Origin of the sequence: Mycobacterium paraffinicum (assembly GCF_001907675.1) — a bacterium.
GTDB lineage: Bacteria > Actinomycetota > Actinomycetes > Mycobacteriales > Mycobacteriaceae > Mycobacterium > Mycobacterium paraffinicum_A.
In genome coordinates, this window is sequence record NZ_MPNT01000067.1 from 1 (window position 1) to 7,700 (window position 7,700).

General features: G+C 65.1%; 7 protein-coding genes and 1 pseudogene. 1 reads left to right on the forward strand and 7 read right to left on the reverse strand.

The window, feature by feature from the left end:
- Nucleotides 1-128: 128 nt before the first annotated feature.
- From BRW65_RS32590 to BRW65_RS30635, 6 genes and pseudogenes are all read right to left on the reverse strand, one after another.
- Nucleotides 129-341: pseudogene (locus BRW65_RS32590) on the reverse strand (HD domain-containing protein); the annotation flags it as partial.
- Between the two features lie 332 nt (nucleotides 342-673).
- Nucleotides 674-1,270: a TetR/AcrR family transcriptional regulator gene (locus tag BRW65_RS30615; protein ID WP_019732906.1), complete on the reverse strand. Its 597-nt coding sequence runs from the start codon at nucleotides 1,268-1,270 to the stop codon at nucleotides 674-676.
- On the reverse strand, nucleotides 1,270-4,497 hold the full coding sequence (locus BRW65_RS30620; RefSeq protein WP_024455269.1) for an RND family transporter: 3,228 nt from the start codon (nucleotides 4,495-4,497) through the stop codon (nucleotides 1,270-1,272). Before BRW65_RS30620 ends, BRW65_RS30615 begins: the two co-directional genes overlap by 1 nt.
- A gap of 123 nt (nucleotides 4,498-4,620) precedes the next feature.
- Nucleotides 4,621-5,046, reverse strand: a complete 426-nt coding sequence (locus BRW65_RS30625) for a DUF6188 family protein (RefSeq protein ID WP_003882618.1) — start codon at nucleotides 5,044-5,046, stop codon at nucleotides 4,621-4,623.
- A 74-nt stretch (nucleotides 5,047-5,120) separates the two neighbouring features.
- Nucleotides 5,121-5,681 carry a TetR family transcriptional regulator gene (locus tag BRW65_RS30630; protein ID WP_005099718.1) on the reverse strand — a complete coding sequence of 187 codons (561 nt, stop codon included), beginning with the start codon at nucleotides 5,679-5,681 and terminating at the stop codon, nucleotides 5,121-5,123.
- A gap of 59 nt (nucleotides 5,682-5,740) precedes the next feature.
- Nucleotides 5,741-6,253: a PaaI family thioesterase gene (locus BRW65_RS30635; protein ID WP_031344738.1), complete on the reverse strand. Its 513-nt coding sequence runs from the start codon at nucleotides 6,251-6,253 to the stop codon at nucleotides 5,741-5,743.
- Nucleotides 6,254-6,398: 145 nt separating this feature from the next.
- On the opposite strand from BRW65_RS30635, the gene BRW65_RS30640 reads away from it, so the two are divergent.
- Nucleotides 6,399-7,067 (forward strand): TetR/AcrR family transcriptional regulator, encoded by a 669-nt coding sequence (locus BRW65_RS30640; protein ID WP_011725686.1) that lies wholly within the window; start codon nucleotides 6,399-6,401, stop codon nucleotides 7,065-7,067.
- Nucleotides 7,068-7,247: 180 nt separating this feature from the next.
- Here BRW65_RS30640 and BRW65_RS30645 read toward each other — a convergent pair.
- The coding region (locus BRW65_RS30645) for an acyl-CoA dehydrogenase family protein (protein ID WP_279627717.1) at nucleotides 7,248-7,700 on the reverse strand (453 nt) is incomplete at its 5' end.

Genomic DNA, 7,700 nt, shown 5'->3' on the forward strand with positions numbered 1-7,700 from the left:
CAGCAAATCCCGCGCCGACCACACGCCATCAACAGAACAGGAGGACACCCCGGCGGCACTGACCGCCTAAACCACCAAGTCGAAGAATCACACGACGACGTCGTACACCACGTCCCTGGACTTGACCGCGGATGAAAACCGGTTCGGCGCACCGACGGTGCATACCCGATATCGTGCAGCCACGCCGCCGCCACCAGACAATCCGCCGCCTCGCCGGCGAAATGCTGACTCAGCCGTTCCGCCGCAGCGGCCACACCCCGCACATGCGCCAACCGCCGCGGCTGCTCAGCCAGCCGTGTCTCGGCCTCCCGCCGTGCACGCTGCGCCACCGCCCCGCTCATGCCAGCCAGCTTACGAGCCCCAGTATCACGTCGCAGTATCTCCACCGCAGCAGCACTTACTGAGCGTCCACCCATCTCCAACCACTATGTGGCGGCTACCTGCGGGCTTCGCTTCGCTCCCTCTGCTCCCGTCCGCTGGCGCTCCCGTCCGCGCCGGTCGCTACGCTTCACCCTCCGTCCGCCGCCGAACCACCGGGCCATCGCCGCAAAACAGCCCTCTGACCTGCGATGTGAGAACTTTCTTTACTGGTATCAAGCGTGTAGGCAACACCTAGGCCGCTCCAGCGCGGAACTCGCATTCCCTGACAACAGTGGCTCCGACGTCGCGGGAGCTATTCAGTTGCTGAGATGAGTTTCGGGAGGATTGCATTGTCGACCAGAGTTTCGATGGTGAGATGGGTCGGCGGGCGGTTGGAAAAGATGCATCGGAAGATCAGATAGCCTGGCAACAGGTCGCAGAGCTCTTCGTTGATTGTTGACGCGCCGATCTCGCCGCGGCTGATCGCCTGCTGTAGGACCTGCCGGACCAGGGTTCTCTGTTCATGAAGAAACCGGTCTTGCATAACGTTGTTGAGCGCGCGATCACGGGATATCTCGACAAGCACTGCCCGGATGGTGCTGGCGTGGTCTCGGCACTGTTTGTAGATGATCTGGCCGAGACACAACAAGTCGCCGCGCAGGGTGCCAGTGTTGGGTGCAACAGCGCTCTGACGGGTGCCTTCGATGACGGCCGCTAGGATCAGTTCAGATTTCGAGGGCCAGCGCCGGTAGATGGTGGCTTTACTGGCATGAGCAGCGCCCGCGACAGCCTCCACTGTTAGGCCGTGGTACCCACGATCCTGCAGGATACCCAATGCTACTCGCAGCAGCTCTGTCTCTCTGGGTGACCACGAAGTAGGTTCTACGTCCGGGTTGGTTGTCGCGGTCATCAATTGTCGGATGTGAGCGATTCTGGGTCAGCTGCTTTCCCGTTTCCACTATCGGTCCCCACATCCATTCTTCGTACATGGTCGCCCCCAGGTGAGACGCCACCCCACTTCGCCGATATCTGGAGGTGCGGTCCGCGTGTTGCGCTCAGCGCGCCCACACCGGTGAGATGCTTAGCTGGCATCGATGCGGGGTGACGGTTCATGTGTGGCCACCAGCTGGCTTGGCGGAGCAGGGTGGCGATGGCTGGGACGGTGAGGGTGCGTACGAGGAACGTGTCCAGCAGTAGTCCGCAGCCGATGATGAGTCCGGTTTGGATCATGATGGCTACCGATCCGATCATCAGGCCGAACATGCTGGCAGCGAAGATCAGGCCGGCGGAGGTGATGACTGAGCCGGTGGTGGCTACGGTGCGCAGGACGCCGACGCGGATGTTGTGGGTGGATTCTTCGCGTAGTCGTGATACGAGCAGCATGTTGTAGTCGGCGCCGACGGCGACGAGGATGATGAACGCTAATAGTGGTACGGGCCAAGCGATTTCGTGGCCGAGGATCCATTGGAAGACGATGACTCCGATGCCTAGTGAGGCCAGGTAGTTCAGCACGACGGTGCCCAGCAGATATAGCGGGGCGATCAGGGCGCGTAGCAGGGCGATGAGGATGAGTCCGACGATGACCAGGGTGGCGATGGCCAGCTGGGTGAAGTCGGATGAGAGTAGGCGTTGGATGTCGGAGTTGACGGCGGGGAATCCGGCAACCGAGACGGTGGCTTGGGCCAGGGAGGTGTTGGGTCGGGCGGTGTTGGCGACGTCTGTGATCTGGCGGGCCAGGTTCATCGCCTCGCCGCTGTAGGGGTCCGTGCTGGTGTCGATGGCGAAGCGGGCGGTTTTGCCGTCGGGTGAGAGGAAATGTTTGGCGACGTCGGCGAATTGGCGGTTGTCGAAGGCTTCGGGGGGCAGGTAGAAGCCGGTGGCGGCATCGGATCCGGCGGTGGCGCGGGCGGAGTTTTGCAGTTGGGCCGCGATTTGACTCATCCCGGACAGCATTTGGATGTTGCTGTCGGCCAGGGTGTGCACGCCGGTGGCCAGGGCGCGTGCGCCGGAGGCCAGTTGGCTGATGCCGTGTTGGAGTCGGCCGATGTCAGCGGCCAGGTTCTCGGGGTTGCCGAGGGTTTTGAAGGCGTTGTTCATGGTGGCCACGGTGTGTTGAACTTCGGTGAGGGTGCCGGTGACGGTGGCGTTGGTGGCCGGGTTGTACTGGTCGCCCAGGGTGGCGAGCTGGGTGAAGAATCCGTCGTCGCGCAGGGTGGTCAGGATACTGACCTGGTCGCGGATCTGGGCGCATTGCGGGGTGGTCATACACCACGGTGAGGTGTTGAGTGCGGTGACGAGCGGGTCGAGGGCGGCGATAGCGTTCTGGGCGCGTTCGGCCAGGGGTCGGATGCCGGGGCCGGCTTGGATGGCGGTGTCGACCTCGGGTGCGGTGGCTGAGAGTTGTTGCAGCAGCGGGCCGAAGCGCTGCATGCTCTCACCGGCGGCGCCGGCTTGGGTGAGTACACCGCCCAGGGGGGTGAGCGCGGTGCGCACGGTGGTGTCGAGTTGGGCCAGGCCGCCGGCGAGTTGGTCGGCGCCGTGGGTGAGCTTGTCCAGGTCGGTGCGCCGGTCGTTGCCCTGGGCGACCGAGTCGGCCATCTTGTCGCCGATTTGTCCGTTCTGCCAGGACAGTTGGGCTTGGTCGAGGCGTTGCCCGGCCGGTCTGGTGATCCCGGAAACACGTGTCACGGCCGGGATTTGGGCGATGCGTGAGGCCATCTCGTCGAGGTCGGCCAGGCCTTTGCCGGTGCGCATGTCGGTCGGGTTTTCCACGACGAGGAATTCGGTGATGACGACGTCTTTAGGGAAATGGCGGTCCAGCAGCTGATAGCCCTGGTTGCTGGCGGTAGTGGCGGGCTGTCCTTGGCGGTCGTCATAGCTGATGGTCATGGTCGCCGCGGCCGCCGACAGTGCCACCAGGATGGTCAGGCTGATGACCAGCAGCGGCACCGGGCGGCGCACCACGGCCACGGCCACGCTGTTCCAGTAGCGTCGGGTGCGGTCGGGTTTGGGTTCGCCGATGCCGCGGGTGGCCGCCAGCGCCAGCACCGGGGGCAGCAGGGTCACGGTGGCGGCGAATCCGACTGCCACGGCGACCGCGCAGGCCGGGCCGAGTCCGGCGAACACACTCAAGGTGGCGAACACCATGGCCAGAAAGGCCAGGGCCACGGTGCCGGCCGAGGCCAGGATGACTCGGCCGATGCTGGCGGTGGCCGCGATGACCGCCTGCTCGGCGGGCACCTGGGCGCGGCGTTGTTCGTGGTAGCGGCTGATCAGAAACACGGTGTAGTCGGTGCCGGCGCCCAGCAGGATCGCGGTCATGAACGCCACGGTGAACTGCGAGACCGGCATGCCGATTTCCCCGAGTGCAGAGAGCACCCCACGCCCGACGGCCAGGCTGATCCCGATCACCAGCAGCGGCAGCAGCGCGGTGAACACCGACCGGTACACGATCAGCAGGATCAGCGCGATCAGCCCGGCGGTGGCGATCGAGATGAACACCAGGTCGTGCTCGGCTGAGGCGATCTGATCGGCGAACGTGGCCGGTGGCCCTGTCACATAGGCCGTGGTGGACGTGTTGGCGAATGCCGTGTCGGTGAGATCGCGCACGGCTTGCACGGATTCGGCCGCGGTGGGATCACCGAGCGTGCCGGCCACCCCGACCGGCAGATACCAGGCCTTGCCGTCACCGCTGACCGCCTGGGTTCTGGTGACCGGGTCGGCCAGCAGATCCTGGACCAGCAGGACATGGTCGTGATCGGCGCGCAACCGCCCTACCAGATCCTGATAGCGCAGCTGATTATCGGGGGTCAGACCGGCCGGGTCTTGCATCGCGACGAACAGCATCGTCTTGGACCCCTGCTCACCGAACGCCTCACTCATGCGGTCCACGGTCTGAAACGAGGGCACATCACGCGGGATCAGATCGACCGATTGTTGGCGCACCACCGTCTCCAACTGCGGGAACAGCAGCGCCAGCACCACCGCGGCCGCGATCCATCCACCGATCACTAATGCCTTGTGGCCCACCGTGAACGCCGCGAGCCGACCCAGCCGGGCGCTGTATTCCGAAGATCCGGACAGATCGACGCCGCGCCGGCCACGGGAAGGCCCAGCATCTCCGGTTCGATCGCCCATCCCCACGCCTCCCAAGAAACGAAACTATCGGTATCGCTACGATACTAATAGTCCCACACGAGGATCGGAAGGGCCGCGCCGACCTTTCGGGCCATGGTTGGGGCTGGGCGCGGTGGGGGTGAATTAACTTGCGGTGTCCTCAGATTCGTCGTCGGGCAGGTCGTGGCGCACCACCCGCACCCGCCCGCGGGGCAGGCATGCCATGTAGCCGTGGCGTTTGCCGTAGAGCTCCCAGGAGGTCGCGGCCTCCTGGGGGGCGACATCGATGCGATGCCCGCGGGAAAAACCCAGGTGCAACCCGCCGCCCTCGTCGCACCACGCGCCCGTGCACACCGCGCCGGCCAGGTCCAGCAACGGACGCTGCTGGACCGAGACGTTGCCCGGGTCGATGAGGACCTGCTCTTCGGGATAAGACGAACCGATCGGCGGCAGGGTCAGCCGGATCGGGGTGGCGATCACCAATTCGTTGTAATCGTCGAGGTCGAGCACCAATCCGTCGCGCAACGAGACACGCTGAACGGTGCACCGCTCGATCCAGGGGGTATGCATGCCCGGGTCCCTTTCGACACGTCATTGTGTCGCTTTATGGTACTGGGAGTAGCGCAGCGATACTACTAGTATCGCTAAGTGGTGGTGTCGGTGCCGTGCACCAGCTGTCGGGTTGTGCGGTCGATGCGCTCGCGGGCCAGGTCCGCATCGATCCGGCCGCCGATGACGGCGATCAGGTTGGCCAGCCACACGTCGGCGATCAGGCTGGCCACGTCACGGTCATGCGCGCTGGGTGTGGGCCCGCCCAGGGCGCGGGCCAGCATGTCCTCGATCACCGCGACAGCGTGCTCGATCGCGCCGGCGGCCTCGGAGTCGGCCACGACGAACGCACGCACCATCGCCTCGGTCAGGTGCGGGTTGGCCTGCCAGGCCATGTGCAGGTGGGTGGTCAACCGCCCCAGCCGGGCCTGCGGCGCCAGTTCACCGGTAGTGCAATCGAATTCGGTGTCGAGACGTTCGAATTCGCGGGCCAGCACCGTCACCAGCAGATGGCTTTTGGATCGGAAATGCCGATACAGGGAGCTGGCGGCAATGCCGGCCTGCGCGGCCACCGCACGCATCTGCACACCGTCAAAACCTTGTGCTGAGGCTACCGCCCACGCGGCATCCAGGATCGCCTCGCGACGCACCAACACCGAGTCCGCCGGCCGGCGCGGGTGCCGCACCCGGTCCCGGGGTGCGGCGGTGGGCGCACTCACCGCGACCCCGCGTCGGGGCCGGCGCCACCGTAGCGGGTCAGCTCGGCGAACAACTCCCCGAAACCGCTGATGTCACCGTGGGCGGCGAAATGGGCCGCATCCACCGTGATGAACACCGCCGAGGCGGTGAACCGGGTGACACCGTCCACACCGACCCCCACCCCGTCCACATGCAACGCCCGGCCCTCGCGGGAGGCGATCCGCGCGGTCAGCCGATGCGTACATCCCAACGGCACCGGCTGCAGATAGTCCACCGTCAAACGGCGCGTCACCGCCGGGGTGGCCGCGATCCACAACGAAAAACCCAGCACGTCATCACAGGCCGCGGCGATCGCGCCACCGTGCGCCAGCCCCGGCGCACCGATATGGCGCTCATCGAACACCAGATCAGCGAACACCTCATCGCCGCACCGAAACACCTCCAGCTGCAAACCGTGCGGATTGTCCGACCCGCAGCCCATGCAGGTCGGCGTGTGCGACGGCAACCGCTGCGGCTGATCAACACCCATCACGGCCTCCTCGCACCCGGGCAGCCCCGCCACCGCGTCCCGACCCGGGACCGCCGGTACTAGCAGTTTCGCTGCGCTACTATCGGTACCATAACCGGGAGTGCGGGGGCAACGCACCGGCAATCGGAACACATCAGGAGGTCAGGTGGGGACGCAGCCCGCGGAGACACCCGACGACGAGGACGACGTCGACCCGCGCCGCACCCGATCACGCACCCGACTGCTCGACGCCGCGGCCAACCTGCTCAAAACCGGTGGGATCGAAGCCGTCACCATCGACGCGGTCACCAAAGCCTCCAAGGTCGCCCGCACCACCCTCTACCGCCATTTCAACAGTTCCTCGCAACTGCTCGCGGCCACCTTCGAACGCCTTCTGCCCCAAGTCATCCCGCCCGCCCCGACCAGCGGCACCCTCCGTGAGCGGCTCATCGAACTGCTCTCCCGCCAAGCCGACCTGTTCGCCGAAGCGCCCGTACAAGTCACCACCCTGGCCTGGGCCGCGTTGGGCCCCGCCGAGACTCACGAACCAAACACTGTGCAACACGCCGGTGCCGGCACTCTGCGGATGCGTGTGATCGAACAATACCGACGGCCGTTCGACGAAATCCTGTACAGCCCCGAAAGCGTCGATCAACTCGGCGAACTCGACATTGAACTCGCACTCTGTCAACTTGTTGGCCCTCTGGTCTTTGCCCGAATGACCGGTCTACGCGTCATCACCCACCAAGATTGCACCCGCATCGTCGAAGGCTTCATTGCCGCGCAAACCGGCGATCAACCGGCTTGGGTCGAGGCGTCGAGTCCGAACCAATAGCGCTAATGAGACTGCTCTGAACCACGTTCCGTCGCTTGGCCAGCCGCATCCGGTTGGGTCACACCGTCACCCAACGACCGCATTGTTGCACCCAAAACGGCGGGACCGTCGGCCACCACTGGGTAAGACGGACCCGCCGATCTGACGAATTCACGCGTGCCCGGCAGCGCGACGCCGGGGTCAGGAAGTGAAGCCGGGTATCGGATAGCGTTGGTTGAGGACGTAGTTTCCGACTTCAGCGATTTTGTAGGAGACAGGATCGTGCAGCGTGTGGGTGCGGATGTTGCGCCAGAACCGGTCGAATCCGTATTTGGGGTGGGTGCCGCGGGCACCGATGACCTCGAAAATACGGCTGGTCACGTCCAGGGCCGCTTGGGTGGCTATGGCTTTGACTCCAGAAATCTGCACCATGAGTTCGCCGCGTTCCTGCGAAGTTAATGCGTCACCTTTGTCCCACGCGGCCTGTAGGAGTTGTGCGGCCTCGCGGGCTGCAGCATCGGCGGCTTGTAGTTGGATGCCGAATTCGCCGTAGCTGCGAATGGTGTACGGATCTTCGACGGCTTGAGTGACCCCGGCCGGCGTCCAAGGACGTGCCTGCGTTCGGGTGTACTCGCGGGCTGTCTCGAGCGCTCC